This window comes from Brevibacillus laterosporus (assembly GCA_007833815.1).
Lineage (GTDB): Bacteria > Bacillota > Bacilli > Brevibacillales > Brevibacillaceae > Brevibacillus_B > Brevibacillus_B laterosporus_D.
The window spans coordinates 3,251,217-3,274,605 of sequence record CP033464.1 but is presented as its reverse complement, the minus strand read 5'-3'; the positions used below and the strand labels follow the sequence as shown (position 1 = coordinate 3,274,605).

The following is a 23,389-nucleotide window of genomic DNA, read 5'->3' as shown; positions in this document are numbered from 1 at the left end:
CACCTACACTACTTCCTCCTGCCGTATGAACATTCTGGCAGGAGTCCTTTTCATATTAATGGGGATCTTTTATATTTATTGATTTAATGATGCAAACACACGGTTCACTTCATCAATTGCTTTTTGTTCATCCATTGTAATCAGCTCTTTATCTTTCATTAAGAATTGACCATCAACAATTGTATCTGTTACATCATAGCCATTCGCTGCATATACAACATGAGAAATAGGGTCATTTGCAGGATGGTAGTGAGCTTGTGCAGCATTCAACATGATCATATCTGCTTTTTTACCTTCTTCTAGAGACCCTAAGCTATCTTTTTGGAACACAGCATCTGCCGCATAGCGAGTTGCCATACGAAGTGCCTCTTCTGCTGGGACTACTTCTGGATCGAAGGAAACACCTTTATGAAGGATAGCTGCTAATTTTAACTCTTCGAATAGGTTCAGGTTATTGTTACTAGCAGAACTATCGGTTGCTAAACTTACACAAACACCTTTCGCAAGCATCTCAGGCACCCGTGCTACACCACTAGCCAGTTTTAAATTACTAATTGGGTTATGTGCCACTTTTACGTCATATTTTGCCAACGTATCAATCTCTTCATCTGTTAAATGTACAGCATGTGCAACTAATGTAGGGTGATTAAACACACCTAGATTTTCTAAGTGAGCAACTGGACGTACACCGTAATCCTGCTCATTCTGTGCTACTTCTGCTTTAGATTCAGACATGTGAATATGTAAGGGAACATTTAGTTCAATAGCTTTTTCTAAGATTTGTTGGATGTACTCAGGAGAGCACGTATATGGAGCATGCGGTGACATCATCGTGTGGATACGACCGTTAGCTGCACCGTTCCAACGCACTGCGAATGATGCCGCTTCTTGTAATTTTTGCTGACGCTCTTCTTCCGAGCAAAAACCAATCACTCCTCGGCATAATACACCACGCATACCAGATGCTTCTACTTCTTGGGCTACTGTATCCATGTGATCGTACATATCTACAAAGGTAGTTGTACCTGTACGGATCATCTCGATAATAGAAATAGCTGTACCCCATTTCACATGCTCTGCCGTGAATTGACCTTCCATCGGCCACATTTTTTCTTCAAGCCATTGCTTCAAAGGTAGATCATCTGCAAATCCACGTAGTAAGGACATGCCCACATGACCATGTGTATTAATTAATCCAGGCATTAGATATTTGTTCGTTCCGTCAATGACTTCGCTGTACGCTGATAAATCATCTGGTGTCTTACCTACATATGTAATTTTTCCCCCGTCAAAGCCAACCGCTCCATTATAAATAACCTCGTTTTGTTCATTTACAGTAATTACGGTTGCATTGGTAATGATTTTCATCAACGTCGACACTCCTCTTTTTCTGTTTATTATTGATTAATTTAAATAGTAAGCTAAACTTTGCAAACTGGATGTCAAATCATTATGATCAATTTTCACTTCTTTTTCCGTTCGAATAGTTGTTGGAGCAAAATTCAGGATCGCTTCTATTCCTGCTTCAATCAGCTTATTTGCAACCTCTTGTGCGGCGGAAGCAGGAGTCGTAATGATCGCCATTCGAATTTGTTTTTCCTGAATAATAGCCTCCATCTGTTCAATCGGTTCTATGACCAATCCGCCTAAATCTTTGCCTATTTTATGCGGGTCTGCATCAAAAATGGAAACAATTTTCATATTATCTTTTAAATACACATTGTAATTAGAAATGGCTTGTCCCAAGTTACCGGCTCCCACCAACGCTACATGAATGACTTGATCCAATTTTAATATATGACGAATCTTTTCAATCAAATAATCTACGTCATACCCAATTCCTTTTTTCCCAAAATCACCGAATGCAGATAAATCTTTTCGAATCTGGGCCGGGTTAATGTCCATTGTTTTGCCCATTTGTTGGGAGGACACGGTTTTAACTTGTAATTCCTGTAAGTTTGTTAAATATCGCAAATAGATCGGCAGACGGCGAACGACCGCTTCAGAAATTTTTGGTACTTTCCCCATAAATTGCACTCCTAACTTCGTTATCTATCACGTGTAGAGGTCTTGACTGCCTTTAGAACCTTATAATCTTGTCCGTTAGAGAGAATGGTGATCGAGCCATCCCGACTGGTCACATAGGTATCCGCCCATGATTCTTCCAAGCGCTCTAATACTTCGCGCATGGAGTCTTTCCATTGCCCTCTGGAGATGCCTGTTTGCACCACGGCAACCTGTGGATCTACCCTTGTCAAGAAAGGTTGTGTAGTGGCTTGATTGCTCCCTTGTGCTGCCACTTTTACAATCTCTGCGGGTAATAGAGAGGGATACTTTGATAATAAACGCTCTTCTGCTTTTTCATTGATGGCACTGGTAAATAAAAATTGAAGCTCTCCCTGTGTCAGACAAAAAACGAGCGAGTTATCCTGTGGTGACAAAAACAGATTTTCGCTGGGATGTAAAAACGTGATCACCACATCTTTCCCCTCTAATAACTGATCTTTTTCGTTTACATACACAACTTGCTTTTCCCTAGATATATGGATATTACTGTGAATTGCCAACGCTGTCAATTTTGACATGTAAATCTTATCAAATTGAATCTTCTCTGCTAACTTCTCATAGCCACCAATATGGGTTGGTAAATCGTTTGTCAATAATAGGTAATCTACTTTTGTAATATGTCGTTCAAGTAGCAAGGAAACCAATTTTTCTGTATCTCGCTCGCTCCCGGTGTCAACCAACATTGTTTTACCGGTAGGAAATCGAATAAGAGTACTCTCGCCTTCTGGTAAGGAGAAAAAAGTCGTGGTCAATCCAACGAAATCTTCCTCCTGTTCTACAGCATCAGGATCTTCGATATTCTGTAGTGTGTGCAAAATCGCAATAGGTCGACTTGCTTCTACTGTTTGGGAAAATGCAAGAATCATCATGCCTATACAAATAGCTATCCATAGGTTGAATCGCTTTGCGGTCATGGATTTGCCTTCCTCCTAATAATCGGCTTGGGTCAAATCATTACGATACAGAGTCCTTATCTACTGTTTCCTTGCAAAAATGGAGCAATACTCTCACGCAACGTAGTCCATGGACCGGTTTCTACCTGATAAGGTGGCAAGGATTGCAAGAACATCCGGCCATATCTGGCTTCTATAATACGTGTATCAAACACAATTACGACACCACGATCTGTTTGTTGACGTATTAATCGACCTACTCCCTGCTTAAAACGAATAACAGCATGCGGCAAGGAAAGCGTCATGAAAGGATTCTTTTTCTCTGCCTTTAGTCTCTCCGAACGTCCTTCCAAAAGCGGATGATTGGGAGGCTGAAAGGGTAAACGTACAATAATCAGGCAGCTCAACACATCTCCTGGTATATCTACACCTTCCCAGAAGCTATTCGTTCCTAAAAGCACCGTTTTTGACCCTGTCTGAAAGCGACGTACCAGCTTACTTCTGTTACTTGAATCAATGCCATGACCAAGTAATTCGAACTCTTCACCTTCCAATAAGCTTTTCATTCCTTCATAGACACTTTTCAACATACTGTATGAGGTAAAGAGAATCATGGTCCGACCCTCACTTGCTCGAACAGCATCAACACAGCCAGCAATAACAGCTTCCACGAATAGTTGTTCTCCCTCTTTTTTTACAGAGGGAAAATCGGAAGGAATCACAATGAGTCCTTGTTGTCCATAGTCAAAGGGGGATGGAAGAGAGAGCGTTTCTACTCGTTCTTCTGGAAGATCAGCAAATCCCATGCGCTCCATAAAGTAGGTAAACTTGTTCTTCACGGTTAATGTAGCAGATGTCATAATAACACTTCGTTTTGGCTCTAATAATGTCGTACGCAAGGTATCTGCTATATCAAGTGGTGTTTTAAAGAAAAAGAGCTGTTTACGAGACGTTCTTGTCTCTGTTTCCATCCAGCTTACATGCCCATCCTGCTCTTCTATTAACAAAAAGTGAAGTTTTATAGCCACATGATTGATCTCTTCTACTAAACCAGTAACATCAGTTTGCAATCGTTGTAATGAATACGGAACTTCTGCTTGTTGTTGTAACAAAATGGCCAGTAACTGTTCAACTTCCTTGGCTACATCGCCTAATTTTTGTAAAACTAGATTGGTTGATTTCCCAAGTTTTTTATATTTTTCCTCAAAGTCTTCTTTTTTATATCGCAGTGTGGCTCTCTGAGATTCTCCTGTTTCCACACTTCGTTCGGTACCCCAGTGATAAAATAGCTGTAGCCAGTTTGTGACAGCCTCTTTTAATATCTGTTGCTCTACCTTAACTTGTTGCAGATGCTGTTCTATCCTCGGTTTCTCAGCTGATTGCCACACCTTCAATTCATTGGCAAACATGAGGAGCATCTGCTTGTCACCCTCAACCCCTAGTTGCTCTATTAATTGAAACATTTCTATACTAGACAACTGGGTACCAAAGTGTTGGCTTGCTACTTCATCAAGTTGGTGAGCCTCATCAATAATTGCAATCTCAAATGAAGGCAAGACGCCATTCTCTTTTTCAATATCACTAATTAATAAAGCATGATTAACAATAATCACATCAGCTTCTTTTGCTTGTTGTTTCGCTTGAAAGTAAAAACAACGGCTAAACCATGGACACTCACGATTCAGACAGGAAGCTGTATCGCTCTTGACTGATTGCCAGAACGATTGCCCACTCGGACTTAGACTAAGCTCTTCCACATCACCCGTAGTTGTTTCTGTGAGCCATGTTAATATTTGTGCTTTAGCTAACTGTATGTCTTGTGTTGACCCTTCTTGTGTCTCTATGCTTTGTTCAAATTTTCGCAAGCACAGATAATTTCCTCTTCCCTTTAATTGGGCAACTCGAAAGGTAAACGGCAATGCTTTCTGCAACAGAGGAATATCTTTTTGAAAAAGTTGGTCCTGCAAATGAATCGTGTGCGTACTCACAATTACTTGCTGTTTATGCGTACGTGCCCATAAAATACTTGGCAACAAATAGCCCAACGATTTACCCGTCCCTGTTCCCGCTTCCACCAATAAATGCTTCTGATCAGTAAAAGCTTGGTTCACAGCATGCATCATCGCTTCCTGTGGCTCACGTCTTTCATAATTTTCATGATGAAGCGCAAATCCGTCCCCATCTACTGCAACCATCCGCTCCAAAAATGGTTCAAAATGAAAATGAATCGGTACTTGTTCCGATTTTTTTTCTGTCCATTTCTTGCGTTGTTTTAGACCAAGATTTCGAAACAGATCATACTTCCCTGCTTCCTCTGGTGTAGGAGGTGCACTTGCAAAGGAACCTGCCTCTTCTACAGGAAAACTATGTATTAACTTCTCCATCTCAATCTCTCTTAACAAAGTACCTACATCAAAACGGAAAGAAGAAATCATCATCTGCAACCCTTGAATGGTGATAAGAGGAAGCTTATTTATAGTATCTAACAATCGTAACAATAAATGCGCAGTAGCAATAGCGTCACTGTCTGCTTGATGTGGATTTTCATGCTTAATTTCAAAATCAGATGTTAGCTCCACTAGCCGGTAGCCACTTTGCGTAGGCAACAATACACGTGCTAATTCCACTGTATCCAAAATAGGCCCATCAAATGGGTAATAGCCCTGGCTCAGCAGGGCTTCTTGCAAAAAGTTCAAGTCGAACGCTGCGTTATGCGCTACAAAAACACGCCCAGCTAATAGGCGTAACAAATCAGGTAGCACATCTTCCATAGAAGGAGCATTGCTGACCATCTTATTAGTTATTCCCGTTAATTGCGTGATGAATGGCGGGATTTTTTTCTTTGGTTTTACAAATGTGGAGTAACTTTCTATTATTTGTCCATTCTCTACCACGACAGCACCGATCTGAATGATCGAGTCTCCCTGCCGTGGCTGATTACCCGTAGTTTCAAAATCTACGACGATGAACTGCTTCACTATCGTCACCTCTATTGACACTCACAACTCATGCTGCTACTGTTTTTCTTTTACCATTCGGCAGTTGATGTTGAAATTCCTGCCGTTTTCTTATTTCCTTGCACTTGGTCCTCAGCGTTCTTACATCGCTCCCACCATTGATTTACCTCTGGAATAACATCGCTATACGCGCGCGCTTTCTCTAAATATTGGCTTGCTTCCCTTTGATTTCCTTGTTGAAGAGAAAGCTTCCCCAGTTGATAATGTCCTAACATCTGTGAGTACTGATCCTGCTTTTCAATCAGAGTAGTAGCTAGATCTTTCGCTTGATCAAACGCCCCTTCTCCTTCATGTGCGTAAATTAACCCAAGCAAGCCAAGATGATGATTCTCAGTTGCGTTCAAGATTTTTGAAAAGGCTATCCGTGCCGAGGTTATTTCACCTGTTGCGAGTTGCATCCAGCCATACGAGAATAAGTAGTCAGGATGCTCAGGCGCTAGTGTAAGTGCCTTCTTTAAAGCAGGCATCGCTTGGGTTGGACCATCTAAAAGCCACTTGTTCCAAGCAACCGCATGCCAAATGCCTGCATCTAAGGGTTGCCGTTCCAATAGAAATTGATAGCAACTGAGAGCATGCTGATAAAATCCTGCCTGTTCCGCTAGCATAGCCAATTCCCATAAAGTAGGCGTATCCAGATTTCGATTCGGTTCATACATTTTTAGCATTAGCTCTATATCTTTTTGTGGATATTGAGCAAATAATTGGCGAACAGCACGTAGATAAAGAACCTGTAGTTCCCAATCCTGATCTTGTTCTTCTAGTAACTGTTCACATATTTTCATTGTTTCTTCTGTTTCTCCCTGCTCCAAAAAACAGATCGCTAAATTATACATACTCTCTGCATACTGAGGGCGGACGGATAAAGCCATTTCAAACGCTTGCATGGCTTCCAACCAATTTTGTTCCTGAACATACATACACCCTAATGCATTATAACTAATAGAAACCACTTTAGGCGAAACAGCAGTTCGCGTTAACACCCGAAACTCTTTTAAAGCAAGTTCATGGTCCAGGCAGTAATAAAGACTGTATGCATAATACAGACGCCCACTTTCCCAATCAGGTGCCTGTTCAAGAAAAGAGGCGAAGTGCTGTTTGGCCTGTTCATATAAACGTAGGTGATAAAATCCCTCTGCCCTTTCATATAACTCCCGCTGTTTCTCTTTTTGCGGTTGATCTCCTTCAAGCAAAGTAGACAATAAGAGTGGTTGCTGTAATTCCTTTTCAATTCCTTCTGGTCCCTCTCCTACATCAAAATACTCTGACTGCTTTTGATGCTCCTCATACAAGTTTACTTTTGGAGAAACGGATATATCACTCGTTTGCTTAATCATACGAATTACTTCATTTAGCTTCTCTTCATATTTTAGCCAAAGATCAATAACCTGATCACTACATGTTCGGAGTTGCTTTAACTGTCGAATCAGGTGTTCTTGCTTTTCTGTTGAAGAAGTGGCCCAATCTTCCTCAATGCGCGCCACTTTTTGATATAATTCCTCAAACCAATCCTCTATAAAAATAAGAGCCACCCCCTTGTCAGAGTGAGTAGTCTCATTGTCTCACAAGTGGGATGGCTCTATGCAAAAATAGCATTGGTAGTAATTCCAGCTCTTATCTATAAAATGGTAGCATGTACCTCTTCTGCAAGTAATTGAGCGATTTTATTATGCTCGTCCATAATGGCTACCTTAGGCTTATGATTGCGAGCCTGCTCATCTTTCATCATCGCATAAGCAATGATGATAACCACATCCCCTGGCTGAACGAGCCTTGCAGCAGCTCCATTTAAACAAATAACACCACTGCCCGGTTCACCTTCAATAATGTATGTTTCAAGACGCGCTCCGTTATTATTATTTACAATCTGAACTTTCTCATTTGGTAACAAATCAAGTGCGTCCAGGATATCTTTATCTATCGTTATGCTACCTACATAATTTAAATTCGCTTCCGTTACGGTAGCACGGTGAATTTTGGCGGTCATCATTGTACGAAACATTTCAATTCGCTCCCTTGATTGTATATGAATCTTATCTATATCTAACAGCTTTCGTTCACAGTTTTTAATCGACAACAGTAAGTATTACGTTATCAATTAAACGCGTACGACCAAATTTTACTGCGAGAGCAAATAAAATTCTATCCCCAGTTTTTAGAAGTTCTATATCGCTCATGTCAGGATAACGTTTCACTTCTACATATTCTATATCTGCCAAAGGTTGACTTTGGATGAGATAGCGCACTTCGTTAATAAGCACTGCTACGTCTCTTTGCTGATTAGCAATCACCTCTTCTGCATGACGCAAACTTTTGGAGAGGATTAATGCTTGTGATCGTTCCTCTTCCGACATAAATACATTGCGAGAGCTCATTGCCAATCCATCCACTTCTCGATAAATAGGGCATGGAACGATCTGTACAGGCATTTGTAAATCATACACCATTTGTTCAATGACGGCTACCTGTTGAGCGTCTTTTTGACCAAAGAAAGCTTTATCAGCACCCACAATGTTAAATAGCTTGGTGACCACTGTTGCTACTCCATCAAAATGACCCGGTCGCGATAACCCACACAAGGCTTCCGTAACGTTTTGCACAGAAACATTCGTCAGCATGGGGCGTGGATACATTTCCTCTACAGACGGAGCAAATAGGTAGTCTACTCCTTCATTCTGCGCTAATTCCTGATCACGAGCTAGATCACGCGGATAGACGGAAAAATCCTCGTTTGGACCAAATTGGAGTGGGTTAACAAAAATGCTCATGACCACCACATCTGTTTCGCCTTTTGCTCGCTGTACAAGACTGAGATGTCCCTCATGTAAATACCCCATTGTTGGCACAAATCCGATCGTTTTCCCTTCCCGTTTGTATACGGAAAGCGCTTCACGCAATTCTCTAATGGTGCTAATCGTAATCATCGTCGTACCTCTTCTCCATATAATTGCTGAATGGTCTCCTCCGAGGCTGCAAAAGCGTGTCGTTGTTCGGGAAATTGTTTGTTTCTTACTTCTAATACATATTGAGAAATCGCTGACTGAATCATGTCACCGATCTGGGCGTATGATTTTACAAATTTAGGTGTAATACTGGAGGCATAGGATAGCACATCGTGGAACACGAGAACCTGCCCATCGCACACTGCTCCTGCCCCAATGCCAATCACGGGAATTTCTACAGCTTCAGTTACCTTCGCTGTTACCTCTGCTGGTACGCATTCCAAAACAATACCAAAGGCTCCGGCTTCTTCTAAAGCTTTTGCATCAGTTATTAATTGCTTTGCGGATTCTAGATCTTTTCCTTGTACCTTATAACCGCCTAATTGATGGACGGATTGCGGTGTTAACCCCAAATGACCCATTACAGGAATTCCAGCTTTTGTACACCTTTTGACAATAGGAAGAATCTCTTCTCCCCCTTCAATCTTCACAGCCTTTGCGTTGCCTTCTTGAATTAATCGGCCAGCATGGTGAATTGCTTCCTCTACGGTACCGTGGCACGTCAGAAATGGCATGTCCGCTACAACAAATGCTGTTTTTGCCGCACGTGTAACGGCTTTTGTGTGATGAACCATGTCATCCATGGTGACTGACACCGTAGACTCATAGCCTAGCACAACCATGCCAAGGGAATCTCCCACTAACAGGATGTCTATTCCAGCTTCATCTGCCAATTTCGCAGAGGGATAATCATAGGCGGTAAGCATGGTAATTGGCTCATTTTTTTGTTTCATCTGACGTAATTTGGACGTCGTTACAGGTTTCTTTTCTTGCACATTAGACACTCCCGTTGTCTCCTACACCCAATACCGTTTTTGAAATCATTCCAATGGCATCCCTTAGCGCACTTTGTACATACCAAAAAACCTCCGCACCGCAGGCGAAGGTCGTGTATACGCAATAAAGCACGTAGTCCATTCGAATCTCTTCCTTCTGTCTCGGTCCTTTTAGGCTTAGAGCAGATTTTTTTGTAAACATGTTTTCCTAGCATACTTCGTAAAAGGAAGTGCTATTCCCATGGGATATAGCCTTCAGAAGCAGTATAACAAAATTTTCTAGGTCTCGCTATACTCAATATCAGCGGAATACACCTTGTGCATGACTCCCTGATCATCACGTAGCAAAAGTACTCCCTCATCATTTAAACCTGTTGCCTCACCTTCCAGTACTGTTTGTAGAGTACGGACTGTGACACGACGATGCAAGGACATCGAAAGAGCTTCCCATTCAATCTTGATTTGACTGAATCCGTCGCTCAAATACGACAGATATAATTGTTCAAATTGACGACAAAATGCTTGAATAAATTGGGATCTCTTCAATGGCTCACCTAACGCTAGACGTAACGAGGTTGCAATTTCTTGGAGTGCTGGATCAAAATCTGATTGTTGATTATTTACATTGATGCCGATCCCAATAATTAAATAATTTACACGGTCGGCCTCCGCATGTAGCTCTGTCAAAATCCCGCATACTTTTTTGCCCTGTACAAAGATATCATTAGGCCATTTAATTTTAACAGAGATCTGAAACTCTTGAATTGTTTTAGCCATAGCAACCGCTGTTAACAACGTCATTTGGGGAGCACGTCCGATTGGTATGACCGGACGCAACACCAAACTCATCCAAATGCCTGTCCCTTTTGGTGAGTGCCAGACCCGACCTAAACGACCTTTACCACCTATTTGTTGATCAGCTACTACTAAAGTTCCCTCAGGCGCACCCTTGGAAGCCAGTTCATGTGCCAATACCTGTGTTGTTGGAACCGTTTCATAGGCTACTATATTTTTTCCAATACGCTCTGTTTGCATTGCAGATAAAATCTCTTCAGCAGATAACGAATCTGGGGAGGAAACGAGTCGATACCCCGATTTGCGCACCGCTTCAAACTCATATCCCTCTTGACGTAGCTCTTCTATGTGTTTCCATACAGCTGCTCGTGTGCAGTTACAATTTTGACTTAAATATTCACCCGAAATAAATTCATGTGGATGATTACGAAACGCACGCAATATTTCTTGCTTAATATTCATAGGTCTCCTCCATCATAGCCGCAAAAAATAACGATCCATTCCTATTTTCGTACACCCACCAGTGATCTATTTACAAAATTTTTATTTTCTACCATTCAAAACTATCTTTTATGTCTATTTCATACCCATGATCTAGGCGCACAATTCATTATTTATTATCGTCCACGTATAGTGCCTTCTCATTCTGTATAAAATCTTTTGCTGCCATCAGCAATACTTCTGGTTCGTTAGTAAGTTCACCAGCTACAGTACACTCCCACAGATACTCCAAGGTTTGTTGAATCCAAACACCTTGTTTTTGATCACTTATCTTTCTTATATCGGACCCGTCCACAGCCAACTCTTTCAATGTTTTCACTGTCATATTATCAAAGGCAGTTTGAAGTGTGACCTTCTTTCGTGAAAGATCATTCCACCACAAGGCATCCAGCACTTTTTCCAAATCATAACAACGTTCCCAGCCAGACTTCATAATTAATCTGGTCCAGTCTATAAATTGGCATTGATCCCATGTTGGCTGAAGAAGCGTAATTTGTTGCATGAGATACATGATTGTTTCTTCTTCTTTTCGTGACATCTTGAGGTATCGGCATAACTCGCGGGACTGCTCCCAAGTGAAATCAGCAGCAAAGAATAATAACACCCACTTATGGATTATGCTCTCTACAGTATGTAATCTCCACAACTGAAGCGTTGACTGGTCAAATAATTGTTGCAGAGCCGGGATAGCTTGAAATAGCTTAGTTTGTTGAGCGTATTGAAATCCTTTATCTGGATGCTTGCTATCAATGGCCTTATTACACTCTTCACGAACCCTCTCTACGGCAATATGGATCAGCAACGGTGCCTTTTCCCTCATAGCCTTTCTTGTATCATCTTCAATCTGAAAACCTAGCTGAGAAGCAAAACGAACAGCCCGAACGAGGCGTAATGCATCTTCCTGAAATCTACGATTAGCATCACCCACAGCACGAATTACATGATCGTTTACATCCTCCAAACCAAAAAAAGGATCAATTAATTCTTTGTTGTGTTTCATCGCCATCGCATTAATCGTAAAATCCCGGCGCGCTAAGTCCTCTACCACTTCATTTACATACTTAACTTCGCTTGGTCGACGAAAATCTTCATATATTCCCTCCGTCCGAAATGTCGTCACTTCAAACAGATAGCCATCCTGCTTAACTGTTATGGTTCCATGCTGTAATCCCGTGGGAATATGATCGGGGAACAAATTCATAATGTCGCACGGATGGGCATTTGTACATATATCTATATCATGAACAGGACGGTGAAGAAGCCAATCCCTGACGCAACCGCCGACAAAATAAGCTTCGTAGCCGTGCGCTTCCAATTTTTTTAGTACCTTTTTTGCTTCTTCTTTCATCTACTCGCCTCCTGTCCTTCCTTACTGAAAAATAGTTTTTGATTACCCTACCTTAAGGGGGTGCTAAGATATGCGTCTTTTAATAGGAGTTGCTGTGCTTATATCCCGTCTTTTCACTTCATTCCGTAGCAAAGCCTAACCATACGTTAGGCTTTGCGTACATGCGTGGATTTTTTAGCTATCTACAGAGAAGTAGCTTCATTATGTAGAGAGTAGTTGCTGATATAACGATTCATATTGAGAAGTAATATTGTCATAGCTAAATTTTTCGTGAGAACGACGTAATCCTTCCACACGAAAACGTTCGTATAACATATCGTCTTGTAACAATTTGCAAGCATAAATAGCCATCTGCTTGGTGTCGCCAATCTCGCATAAATATCCCGATTCACCATGTATAACCACTTCTGGTAAGCCACCAGCGCAAGAAGCAACAACGGGTACACCGCATGCCATAGCTTCCAAGGCCACCAATCCAAAGCTCTCCTTTTCGGAAGGGAGTAGCATCAAGTCAGCTAATGAAATGACTTCAGCTACATCATCCTGTTTACCTAAAAAGAAAACATCTTCACATAACTCTTCATCCTGGATTTGTTTGCGTATATTACATTGCTCGGGACCTTCACCAATTAAAATTAATTTAGCTGGCATTTCATTGCGCACATAGCGGAAAGCTGTTACTACATCTTGCACACGTTTGACCGGACGGAAATTGGAAATGTGCATAATGATTTTTTCTCCGTTAGGTGCAAATTTAGCCCGCCATTCTGTTACATCTTTACGTGAATATCTACGTTTATCTACAAAATTATAAACAAGCTCTATCTTCTTATCCACTTGAAGTGAATCATGCGTTTCGCGGATTAGATCAGCAGAAACAGCAGTTACCATGTCGCTTTTTTCAATTCCAAAGCGAATCATATCTCGTAAGCTAGGATCATAACCAAGAACTGTAATATCTGTTCCATGCAAAGTGGTGATGATTTTCAAATGATCACCTACCATTTGTTTGGCTAGATACGCGCACAGTGCATGTGGAACCGCATAATGAACATGTAAAATATCTAGATTCTCATTCTGAGCAACCTGCGCCATACGATTCGCTAATGTTAAGTCATACGGCGGATACTTAAATACATCGTACTGATTCACTTCTACTTCATGGAAAAATATATTGGGGTTAAACTTCCCTAAACGAAACGGCATGCCAGCTGTAATAAAATGCACGTTATGTCCACGCTCAGCCAACAATTTTCCTAACTCTGTGGCCACCACACCGGAACCGCCCAAGGAAGGATAACACGTAATACCTATATTCATTTTTATTCCTCCCCTTTTTTTACACAGGAAATGGCCTGTCATCGGCTGACAGGCACTCGGGCGCTCCCTATGTTACAAGGATGTAAGTACCAACGGTGTGGCACTAACAAACCCTTCTGCATATTTCACTCCTGCTTGCTGCCCAAATAAACGCTCCCGATACGCTACCAATTCGATGTATCCATTATTTAAAGGAGTGCTAACACTCCCTTCTTCTTGTTCAAACTGACTACGATATGCCTCCAACACCTGCACCTTTTGCGGGTACAAATCTGTGATATCTACAAAAAAACTAGGGGAAGCAGTACTATTAATGAAGTAATAAAAAAATTGCTCAGGGCGATACGCAGGAAATTCGCGTTCACCTTCAAACTTCTTTATCCCTGCTGAAAAAATTGCTTCTTTTACAATCCGACTCACACTCTCATGATCAGGATGGCGATCCTGAAAATAGGGGGCCAAGACTACTTTCGGACGAGTCTTGCGAATAAGATCGACAACTTTCTTAATAGCCAGTTCGCGATTGGCTTCCAAGCCACGATCAGGTAAGCCAAAATTGTAACGAGCAGTCAAATTCATGCGCTCAGAAGCAACTGCTGCTTCCTCTTGGCGGCGTACTACCGTACCATTAGACGAAAGTTCTGCATAAGTCAAATCAAGAATTCCAGTTCGTTTTCCTTGCTGGTTTGCTCGTATCAAGACCCCTGCTGCACCAATTTCCACATCGTCAGGATGAGCGCCAATGGCTAATATGTCTAAGTGTTTCTCTTCCATTATAATTCCTCCCGTTAGACTTCCCGCCAAGCCATGTTACCTTGCTCCACAGCTTTTAGCAAGATTTCCGCTGTAGCTAGATTAGTCGCAACTGGTATACGGTGAACATCGCACAATCGTAATAAAGCCAGAATATCAGGTTCATGAGGTTGTGAAGTGAGTGGGTCGCGTAGGAACACGATAGCATCCATTTCGTTCTGCGCAATCATGGCACCTATTTGCTGATCGCCACCTAATGGTCCCGATAAGAACCGCGTCACCTGTAACCTCGTATTTTCCATGATGCGTAATCCTGTGGTCCCTGTAGTAAACAATTGATGTTTTTCTAAAATCCCCTCATAGGCCACAGCCAGTTGAACCATCTCTTCTTTTTTCTGATCATGTGCAATCAATGCGATGTTCATGTAAAATCCCCTCTCAGTCAATCATTCTATCCTTGATTACCATTACTCTCTTTTGTGTATTAATCTATGAGATGCTCTAATCCATATACTAAATGCTGTAAAGAGACAACTGCCTTAATTGCCATTTGAACACCTGGCATAAACGATTCACGATTTATGGAGTCATGGCGGATAGACAAGGTTTGTCCAATTGCTCCAAATAGCACTTCCTGATGCGCCACCATACCTGGCAGACGCACACTATGGATACGGAAGCCCACATAATCAGCTCCACGTGCTCCTGGAAGGATTTCCTGCTCATCTGGATGACCTTGTCGTATGTTGCCACGAGCTGCTTCAATCATCTCTGCTGTTTTGATCGCTGTCCCACTTGGTGCATCGAGCTTTTGATCATGATGTAGCTCGATAATCTCTACATGTGGCATATATTTAGCCGCCATGCTAGAGAATTTCATTAATAGGATAGCTCCGATAGCAAAGTTAGGCGCTACTATGGCCCCGAGTTCATGGTCCACGCATATTTGATTTATTTCCGCAATTTCTTCAGAAGTAAGACCAGTCGTACCTACAACTGGTCGCACACCATGTTGCAAACACAAACGCATGTTTTGATAAACTTGTGAAGGCGTGGTGAAATCAACCACAACATCTGGTTTAAAGGCTATCAGGGCTTCCTCCAACGAATTGACCATTGGCACGCCTATTGGCTTACCTCCCAGTACTTCACCCACATCTATACCTGTCAGATGTGAATCGATCCCTACGACAAACTCAAGAGAGGGATCTTGCTGAAGCATCTTAACAACCTCACTCCCCATTCTTCCTTTAGCACCGGCTACGGCAACGCGAATGTTTGCTTCCATCCTACCCTCTCCTACTCCTCTATTCTGGTCCATCTATCCTTATCACGGGTATTAAATTTGTACATAATACGATCAAACGCTTCCTGCAAATCAATGCCGAGAGAATTAGCAAAGCATAGGACAATAAAGAAAACATCTCCAAGCTCATCTTCTACTGTTTTTTCCGCTTCATCTGATTTCTTAGGCTTCTCTCCATGATAATGATTGATTTCACGAGCGAGTTCTCCCACTTCCTCAGTCATACGAGCCAACATGGCTAATGGGGAAAAATATCCTTCTTTAAACTGGGAGATATACTGATCCACTTCTTCTTGAATTTCCTGTAATGTTTTTTTATTATCCATTTTTTCCTCCCTCATACTAGAACAAAAACCGAGCAAACTATGTAAGTAAGCAAATTTCCAAAAAACCTATTGGGTAAAGTGTATCATAAATAGACAAGGCAAAAAACCTCCTTTATAATGACTCTGATTAGGGTTACAAGCAAGTTTTACCAACCTGTGCACAGTCAGCATGTTTGCTACCTTTTGATCTACCGGAAAAGGAGAGAATTCCCTTCATGAAATTGCATATGAAAAACATCCTAGCAATTATCATCGGTTCTATCATTATGGGCTTTGGCATCAACGCATTTAACATTCCAAACGGACTGGCAGAAGGTGGTATCACAGGGATCAGCATCCTGATTAAATTAGCCTTCCCTACTATTGATCAGGGGATTGTTTATCTGTTACTCAATCTTCCTCTGTTCTTTATCGGGTATCGTTTGCTAGGGAGAACTAGTTTTTTTTACACCGTTGTTGGAACGGTTTCTTTATCAGTTTCTCTTTCTGTGTTTGGCATGATTTTAGATTATGATAAATTGGGCGACACTTTACTTGCCACTTTGTTTGCCGGGGTAGCAATAGGTAGCGGTCTTGGTATCATTTTCCGTTATGGTGGCACAACTGGTGGCGTCGATATTATCGCCCGTTTGTTAAACAAGATGTTTGGTATCAGCATGGGCCGTACACTACTCATGGGTGACATTGTAGTAATAGGTGCGTCTCTGATCTACTTATCTATCCAAAACGCAATGTATACGCTGGTCTGTGTTTATATTGCTGCACGGGTAATAGACTTTTTCCAAGACGGTGCATATGCTGGCAAGGCTCTGATGATCGTGTCTGAGTACCCACAAAAAATAGCCCAGGAGATTATGACCACAGGGCGAGGTGTTACCATTCTAAATGGGAAAGGTGCCTTCTCTGGTATGGAAAAGGAAATTGTCTACTGTGTCGTCAGCCGGAATGAGGTGCCTCGTCTTAAAAATCTTATGAATGAGATTGACCCTCATGCTTTTGTCATTGTTAGTGAGGTTCATGAAGTTTTAGGTGAAGGTTTTACGTTTGATGAAAATAAGAAACCACTGCGCGAAACATAAAAACGTTATTGATCGATCGGTAATTTATTCATGCTAGATAGCTACGTTTCATTTTCTGTGTTACTTATGCTTCTCCATGCAACCTAGTGGCCGGCCTATCTTGCCTACCTATTACGTACAAATACATAAGATAAGTACTTCAAAAAACCTACTCCTAATCGGGTAGGTTTTTTGACTTCTTCTATAAGTAATGCTTCCATTCCTCATTCCCCACTCAAGTTCTACGTTGCTGCATTGCCGAGTATTTAATCCAAGCTACATACGCTAGTGAAACAGTCACCAATGTAGATATCCAAACGATCAACCGATACGTGGATTCTGGATTGTCCATGAATGAACCCACTGCCGTCTGATCTTCCCCCACAAACGCTTCTTGCATGGTGCTACTCAGTTCCCTGATAGAAGAACGCAGCATTTGCCAATCCAGTTTTTGAGTAAGCAACTGTTTTGCTATTTCTTCATATTTTCGTGTAATCTTATCCATAGCCTGTTCTTTCAACTGGATCGTCATTGCAGGTCGAAGAGCCAAATACAATTGATAATTTTCTTCATATTGCGCTCGTAGCGTTGCGGTATCTCGCTCGACAGCTGCTTGCAACAAGTTCTGCATCTGCTTTGAATACGAATCATAATAGGTACGCCACATCGGGCTCCTTTGATGGCTTAGTGCGTCAACAGCTACTCTCACCTGCGTCGCATGCCACAACAATCGATCTTCTGTCGTTTTCGGACTTGTATACGCTTTTTTTGCCGATAAAATGGACTGTGTTACAGCATTGAGACTCTCAATTCGCAAAGATATTGGAAGGGTTTCGTTGGGGAATTGGGAAGCTAACCTCTCTATTTTCAGTTTGGCCGTGTCGTAATCTCCTTTTTCAGTTGCCCGTAGCACTTCACCTGCCACCTTATCTAGTTCGGCCAAATGTTTTTCTTCTGGCGGTTGGTTCATTTTTGTCACAAAGTAACTAATCGGCATGGCTAATAGGAATCCCGTTACCAATAAGAGTAGCAACATTTTGATGTTTTTTGGCACAAAAAAACCTCCTTTCCCATAGTAAAGACTATGGAACGGAGGACAAGATTAGACCTGATTTTTATTAGCACGTGCATGTAAATAATAAATAATAGCAATGGAGAGCAAACTTAACACAACCGTACACAATCCCACAATTCCTGTGTATGGAACCAATGGTGTTGGTAAATACGGATGAATTTCCATCACATAGTCGAGAAAATCGTTATTTAACACCCAAAGTGCCGCTATTCCAAGCCCCAACCATGTTATTTGATAGTAGCGAGCATACAGCATAGACTCCACTGCCATCCCCAAATGGGACGCTATAAGCATCATATCTTGCCAATGAACTTCACTACCAAGAGACCAGCCTGCAATAATAACTCCAACTGCCCACATTCCGTATTTAAAGTTCGTGACTGATGCGACCGCTTCCAAAATAGGAACGTTCCGACCCAAAATGTACATAAGGATAACTAGAGTAAATAGTCCGCTCCCAGTAGGGCTATCTGGCACAAAAAACAGCAAATAGGGCGATTTATAGGCAGCTACATCTGCAAGTTGGTCCTTATACCAGTAAAAACCGTAGATTGTCCCCAAAAGGTTAATGAAGAACAACATCCAGAGAAACCACGATTTTTTCAATGTTCCCAGAAACCAGAGCCACATCCATTTCATTTCCTTACGTCACCCCTATTAGCTGTAAAAAGATACCTCTCTAGTTTACATGTAGCTACATGCATCTGCAACCAATGTCCACATGATTGTAAGAATTGTGTTACAGTTGAGTGTCGAACTGTTTAGCACGTATAACTCTTGAAAAAAGGAAAAGCTGACCGAGGTCATCAGCCAGCTTTGTTCCTTCTATTATTTCAAGCTTGCCAGATAATCTACCAGCTTTTTCAGATCTTCATCTGATCCTTTAAACATACCAGCTGGCATGCTACCTTTACCTTCTACAATCGTCTTGTGGATATCTTCCGTGCTTAGGGTAGAGCCTATCTTTTGTAGGTTAGGCCCCATTCCGCCTTCCAGATTTCCACCATGACATCCTATACAAGACTGATTAGCTGCCCACAGCGCGTCTGCTTTAAAGTCTGGATCAGCCTTTGCTGCTGCTACAGGTGATCCTCCTCCACCGCCGCCTAGTTTAGCCATCTGCTTTTCATGTTCGTCATGAGCTGCCCAAGTTAAGAAAAAGATGGAGAACAAGGACAGAAGCATAAGTCCAGTTGCAATAGGACGACGGAGTGGACGGCGCTCTTTTCCCGTATCTAAGAATGGCGCTAGAATCATGGCACCAAAAGCGACACCAGGGATACCGATTACACCAAGCAATACGTGATCACCTGCTGCCCATGGATACTTCAGTAATTGGTATAGGAACAAGAAATACCAGTCCGGCACCGGAATAAAAGAAGTATCATTTGGATCAGCTTTTGCTGTCAGTGGCGATTCATGTGAAACCGTTAACACCAAGAAACCAATCAAACAAACCGCAGCAACCATCCACTCTTTTAACAGAAAGTTTGGCCAAAACGGTTCTGTGGTTCCTGGATAGTCAGAATACGAAGGTGAAACATTTGGCATGCGCTTCGCTGAGATTCGAGAGTCTCCAACGAAGGTAGCATTTTTATCCTGTTTTGCCATGCTAATTCCTCCTATATGTTGAAGACTAGTTTTATAGAGGTCCAGAGATACCTTGTACACGAATCATAACGAAGTGAGCACCCAATAATCCCAACAAGCCAGCAGGCAAGAAGAATACATGGATAGCAAAGAAACGAGTAAGCGTTTGCGCTCCTACAATTTCCCCACCTGTTAACAAACTTTTTGCATAAGGTCCAATTATCGGAATAGAGTCAGCGATTTGAAGCCCTACTTTTGTAGCAAAGTACGCTGTGTTATCCCAAGGTAACAGATAACCAGTGAAGCCAAGACCAAGCATGACGAAGAAGATTAACATACCTACAACCCAGTTTAATTCGCGGGGTTTTTTATAAGATCCTGTGAAAAAGACACGTAAGGTATGTAGGAACATCATGACAATTACCAAGCTTGCCCCCCAATGGTGCATACCACGAACGATTACACCAAAAGCAACCTCAGTTTGTAAGTATTTAACGGACTCGTAAGCATTGATGATGTCTGGAACATAGTACATAGTCAAGAACATTCCAGATAGAATCTGAATTACAGTAATAAAAAAAGTAAGGCCCCCAAAACAGTAAACGAACGCTGAAAAGTGATGCGCGGGATTTACGTGTTCAGGTACTTCATGGTCAGCAAGATCACGCCACATGGGAGTGATATTTAGGCGTTCATCCACCCAATCATACATTTTTTGTATCATTTTATCCGCTCACCCCCGGGCGTGGATTTGGTACAATTTTACCTAAGTAAACTTTACCATCTTTGATTTCTACTTCGTACTCATCAAGTGATTTAGTTGGCGGAGTATTCAGAATGTGCTCTCCATTAATTGCATACCTACCAAAGTGACATGGGCAAAAGTACTCATTCTTAAAATCTTCGCTAGAATTCCAGCTCACGGTACAGCCCAAGTGCTTACAGATAGGAGACAATGCCAATAGCTTCCCATCATCCAGCTTACGAATCCAAGCAGACATTGGCGCTTCAGACTCATACCAACCGTCTTTGGTATGAAGCTTAAAGTCTACTTTCTTTGGTTCCGGCCCAAAATCGCTTTCATTTCCAACCGCAACTTTATCTCCAGCAGCCGAAGTTTTCAGCACAGGATCAATGGCAAAGCGGATCATCGGTGTGATCATACCTGCAGCCAAGAAACCACCAGTTCCCATGAGTGCATAGTTTAGAAACGTACGTCTGGAAATTTCTTTTTTGCTCATCTATTTCCCTCCTTATCCTGTTAGATTTCTTTCAGATTTCGACTACATGCATATAGGAAACACTAGGTCAAGACCAATAATAGCTAACCCCTCAAGTAATGTCAATAATATGACTCTTTGGAGTAAGGATTGCTTTGCGAAAATAATGATAATGTTAAGATTTTGTCAAAAATTCAACACAATTCACACAAATCAGGGGTAAAAAGGGAACCTAAACCAAAAATGGTTGACATTTCAGTTCCTTTTACACCCTGTTCTTGGAAAGAAAGGGATTACTCATCCAAAATTTGTCTTGTATGAATAATAGTGCTTTTTCTTTCTAACATTCTTAGAAACTAATCTATTTTTTATATGTTTGCCAAATTTGCAAAATCTCTTGATATAAAACATTACTTGTAATTTCAAAACGAATCTCGGACTCCAAATCTTCATCGCTAATCGTTAATAACTCTACATGTGTGTTTTTCTCTGGATATGCTGGTATATGTACATCAACTCCAGAAAAACGTAAAATAAAAGTGTAGCCGAATTCATTTGGCAATTGAATCTCATTTTGTCCTGTTGCGTCCTCTTTAATCTGATACATCAGGGGAAACAACAATATTCTTCCCTTTAGGCGTTGTTCCACAGCCATAGCTAAGCTAGAGAGGTATCCCATACGTGTAGCATTTGTAGCGATTGATAACTTTTTATCAAATATATAATGCGGCAAAATTGCTGAATCATAATAAGGTCTAACTGCTTCAAATCCTTGCAGTTCTTCTACATTCCATTGCATAGTGCGTATCGCCTCTCCCCGTCATAATAGGCAAAAACGAGGAAAAGCGCCCGCTAATAAGCGAGCTCCTCACTTTTCAACCTGTTTCAGTTATCTCATATGTTAGTAATTCTTTCAATTCATTTGTCAGAGCCAAAAACTTTTCCTTATTTTTTACAGCCAACGCTTCATCAATCTCTTTATATAGTGTGCGCTTGCGAAATTGTCGCACCTGCTGATCAATCATGATCTCCGATAACAATCCCGACATAAAACCATTGCCCAAGTACTTGGACTGTTCCATGATTAGTCCCTCATTTCATTAATATGGTGGTATCGACAAAACCGTTATAATCTCGCAGCCAAACCTCGCAAACGTCCGTTCTTTCATATACCCACTCGCCTGCCTTCGATTGCCCAACCTTAAGTAACCCGACATGAACCATCATTTTGAGAATACGATTGGATAAGATCCCCTCTTGTTTGTCATAATAGAAAGGCTTCATCCAGGGAAGTACCAATTCGGATAGTTGTTGCTGAGAGTACCATTGATTAGAAGTCAGCATTGCTATCAACTGGACCAACAAGGGTAGGTTAGGAATCGCTCGTTTATATAAACGAAACCAAAAACGAATGCACTCATTGTGAATGCACGGACTATGTCCTTGTTGGAGAATTTCCAACCCAGTTTGTGTAAGATAAACTTGCTTGCCATCTTCAGCAATCCACCTTTTGTGGTAACAAAAATCGTAAAGAAGCGAGAATCGATCTGGATACAGGTCAAAATGCAAACCATATCCAAAACGCCATTTCTGTGGGGCAAGTGGTTCCTCTTTTACGCTTAAAAAATCGAAAAGCTGCACTTGATAGCGTCGATACATACCTCCATCCTGAGTAAGAGGGATAGGCTCATTTTGTAAGAAACGAAGCAGAATTAGCATATCATCTAATAAAGCTGTTCCTTCGTCACGATAAGCACTAGGCACCTCTCTCTGGACTTGTATACCAGGTACTTGTTGTATCCATGTTTGTACATACAACTCTCGAATATCAACAGGGATTTCGAACTGTCCTTGCAGCCTGCCTTTTGCCGGGAAAATCCACCCGCGTTTTAAGGCAAGAGCTACTTTTTTACGCGCCTCTTCCTTCTTTTCCTCACACTCCTCCACTTGTGCAATTGCTGCTTTTGCCAGTAAATCTTCAAGCGTCAAACGCTCGCGTTTATCCAGAAATAACAGCAACAGGAAGTGCAGATCAGCCGAAGAAAGCTGCTCTAGTTCCGTTCGTATCGTCTTTTGATGTCGCAGCCCGGTCATCAAGGTAGTGACCAACTCGTTTTTCGAATGCGGATCGCACTGATAACCATAATGTCTCGCAATCTGATGTAATTGGTTAATATCAGCGTAAACGAGTACTTCAGCTAATTTCATTGCGCATCCCTTCTTACTCTGCAGATTTATTTCCATTGTTGCCCAGTTCATTCTAGGCTTAAACCTGCTGAAACAATTTTGGGTGAGAAAAATTGGCTTTGCAAAAGATAGTAGTATAAGAGGAACATGCATTTGGG

Annotated in this window: 24 protein-coding genes; 1 reads left to right on the top strand and 23 read right to left on the bottom strand. The window is 41.6% G+C overall.

Annotation, left to right across the window (positions count from 1 at the left end; translation table 11 throughout):
- Positions 1-75 precede the first annotated feature (75 nt).
- The 15 genes from EEL30_17085 to EEL30_17015 form a co-directional block, all read right to left on the bottom strand.
- Positions 76-1,368, bottom strand: coding sequence for an amidohydrolase (locus EEL30_17085; GenBank protein QDX93857.1), 1,293 nt, complete (start codon positions 1,366-1,368; stop codon positions 76-78).
- A 36-nt stretch (positions 1,369-1,404) separates the two neighbouring features.
- Positions 1,405-2,028 (bottom strand): redox-sensing transcriptional repressor Rex, encoded by a 624-nt coding sequence (locus tag EEL30_17080; protein QDX93856.1) that lies wholly within the window; start codon positions 2,026-2,028, stop codon positions 1,405-1,407.
- Between the two features lie 20 nt (positions 2,029-2,048).
- Complete coding sequence (locus EEL30_17075) at positions 2,049-2,981, bottom strand: MBL fold metallo-hydrolase (protein ID QDX93855.1); 933 nt, start codon at positions 2,979-2,981, stop codon at positions 2,049-2,051.
- Positions 2,982-3,037: 56 nt separating this feature from the next.
- A complete protein-coding gene (dinG, locus tag EEL30_17070; protein QDX93854.1) occupies positions 3,038-5,938 on the bottom strand; it encodes an ATP-dependent helicase DinG in 2,901 nt (966 codons plus the stop codon).
- A gap of 50 nt (positions 5,939-5,988) precedes the next feature.
- The gene (locus EEL30_17065) at positions 5,989-7,497 is read right to left on the bottom strand and encodes a hypothetical protein (GenBank protein ID QDX95800.1); all 1,509 of its coding nucleotides are present in this window, start codon (positions 7,495-7,497) and stop codon (positions 5,989-5,991) included.
- Between the two features lie 95 nt (positions 7,498-7,592).
- The gene (locus tag EEL30_17060; protein ID QDX93853.1) at positions 7,593-7,976 is read right to left on the bottom strand and encodes an aspartate 1-decarboxylase; all 384 of its coding nucleotides are present in this window, start codon (positions 7,974-7,976) and stop codon (positions 7,593-7,595) included.
- Between the two features lie 64 nt (positions 7,977-8,040).
- The gene (locus EEL30_17055; protein ID QDX93852.1) at positions 8,041-8,898 is read right to left on the bottom strand and encodes a pantoate--beta-alanine ligase; all 858 of its coding nucleotides are present in this window, start codon (positions 8,896-8,898) and stop codon (positions 8,041-8,043) included.
- Entirely contained in the window at positions 8,895-9,761 is an 867-nt protein-coding gene (gene panB / locus EEL30_17050) for a 3-methyl-2-oxobutanoate hydroxymethyltransferase (GenBank protein ID QDX93851.1), read from the bottom strand. Before panB ends, EEL30_17055 begins: the two co-directional genes overlap by 4 nt.
- 270 nt (positions 9,762-10,031) lie before the next feature.
- Positions 10,032-11,009, bottom strand: a complete 978-nt coding sequence (locus EEL30_17045) for a biotin--[acetyl-CoA-carboxylase] ligase (protein ID QDX93850.1) — start codon at positions 11,007-11,009, stop codon at positions 10,032-10,034.
- Positions 11,010-11,157: 148 nt separating this feature from the next.
- A complete protein-coding gene (locus EEL30_17040; GenBank protein QDX93849.1) occupies positions 11,158-12,396 on the bottom strand; it encodes a CCA tRNA nucleotidyltransferase in 1,239 nt (412 codons plus the stop codon).
- Between the two features lie 201 nt (positions 12,397-12,597).
- Complete coding sequence (gene bshA / locus EEL30_17035; protein ID QDX93848.1) at positions 12,598-13,716, bottom strand: N-acetyl-alpha-D-glucosaminyl L-malate synthase BshA; 1,119 nt, start codon at positions 13,714-13,716, stop codon at positions 12,598-12,600.
- Positions 13,717-13,788: 72 nt separating this feature from the next.
- Entirely contained in the window at positions 13,789-14,490 is a 702-nt protein-coding gene (gene bshB1 / locus EEL30_17030; GenBank protein ID QDX93847.1) for a bacillithiol biosynthesis deacetylase BshB1, read from the bottom strand.
- A 14-nt stretch (positions 14,491-14,504) separates the two neighbouring features.
- The gene (locus tag EEL30_17025) at positions 14,505-14,894 is read right to left on the bottom strand and encodes a methylglyoxal synthase (protein ID QDX93846.1); all 390 of its coding nucleotides are present in this window, start codon (positions 14,892-14,894) and stop codon (positions 14,505-14,507) included.
- 59 nt (positions 14,895-14,953) lie between these two features.
- Positions 14,954-15,757, bottom strand: coding sequence for a 4-hydroxy-tetrahydrodipicolinate reductase (locus EEL30_17020; GenBank protein QDX93845.1), 804 nt, complete (start codon positions 15,755-15,757; stop codon positions 14,954-14,956).
- 11 nt (positions 15,758-15,768) lie between these two features.
- A complete protein-coding gene (locus EEL30_17015) occupies positions 15,769-16,101 on the bottom strand; it encodes a nucleotide pyrophosphohydrolase (protein QDX93844.1) in 333 nt (110 codons plus the stop codon).
- A 215-nt stretch (positions 16,102-16,316) separates the two neighbouring features.
- On the opposite strand from EEL30_17015, the gene EEL30_17010 reads away from it, so the two are divergent.
- Positions 16,317-17,180, top strand: a complete 864-nt coding sequence (locus EEL30_17010) for a YitT family protein (protein QDX93843.1) — start codon at positions 16,317-16,319, stop codon at positions 17,178-17,180.
- Between the two features lie 214 nt (positions 17,181-17,394).
- Here the strand turns inward: EEL30_17010 and EEL30_17005 are convergent, their stop codons facing one another.
- From EEL30_17005 to EEL30_16970, 8 genes are all read right to left on the bottom strand, one after another.
- Positions 17,395-18,213, bottom strand: a complete 819-nt coding sequence (locus EEL30_17005; protein ID QDX93842.1) for a sporulation protein — start codon at positions 18,211-18,213, stop codon at positions 17,395-17,397.
- A gap of 48 nt (positions 18,214-18,261) precedes the next feature.
- Positions 18,262-18,873, bottom strand: a complete 612-nt coding sequence (locus EEL30_17000; protein ID QDX93841.1) for a DUF1405 domain-containing protein — start codon at positions 18,871-18,873, stop codon at positions 18,262-18,264.
- A gap of 189 nt (positions 18,874-19,062) precedes the next feature.
- Positions 19,063-19,845, bottom strand: a complete 783-nt coding sequence (locus tag EEL30_16995) for a cytochrome C oxidase Cbb3 (protein ID QDX93840.1) — start codon at positions 19,843-19,845, stop codon at positions 19,063-19,065.
- A gap of 31 nt (positions 19,846-19,876) precedes the next feature.
- Positions 19,877-20,548 carry a cytochrome b6 gene (locus EEL30_16990; GenBank protein QDX93839.1) on the bottom strand — a complete coding sequence of 224 codons (672 nt, stop codon included), beginning with the start codon at positions 20,546-20,548 and terminating at the stop codon, positions 19,877-19,879.
- Position 20,549: 1 nt separating this feature from the next.
- Entirely contained in the window at positions 20,550-21,065 is a 516-nt protein-coding gene (locus tag EEL30_16985) for a ubiquinol-cytochrome c reductase iron-sulfur subunit (GenBank protein QDX93838.1), read from the bottom strand.
- 340 nt (positions 21,066-21,405) lie between these two features.
- Entirely contained in the window at positions 21,406-21,843 is a 438-nt protein-coding gene (locus EEL30_16980) for a DUF2487 family protein (protein QDX93837.1), read from the bottom strand.
- A 76-nt stretch (positions 21,844-21,919) separates the two neighbouring features.
- Positions 21,920-22,126, bottom strand: coding sequence for an IDEAL domain-containing protein (locus tag EEL30_16975; GenBank protein ID QDX93836.1), 207 nt, complete (start codon positions 22,124-22,126; stop codon positions 21,920-21,922).
- Between the two features lie 10 nt (positions 22,127-22,136).
- Positions 22,137-23,252: a hypothetical protein gene (locus tag EEL30_16970; GenBank protein QDX93835.1), complete on the bottom strand. Its 1,116-nt coding sequence runs from the start codon at positions 23,250-23,252 to the stop codon at positions 22,137-22,139.
- Positions 23,253-23,389 lie beyond the last annotated feature (137 nt).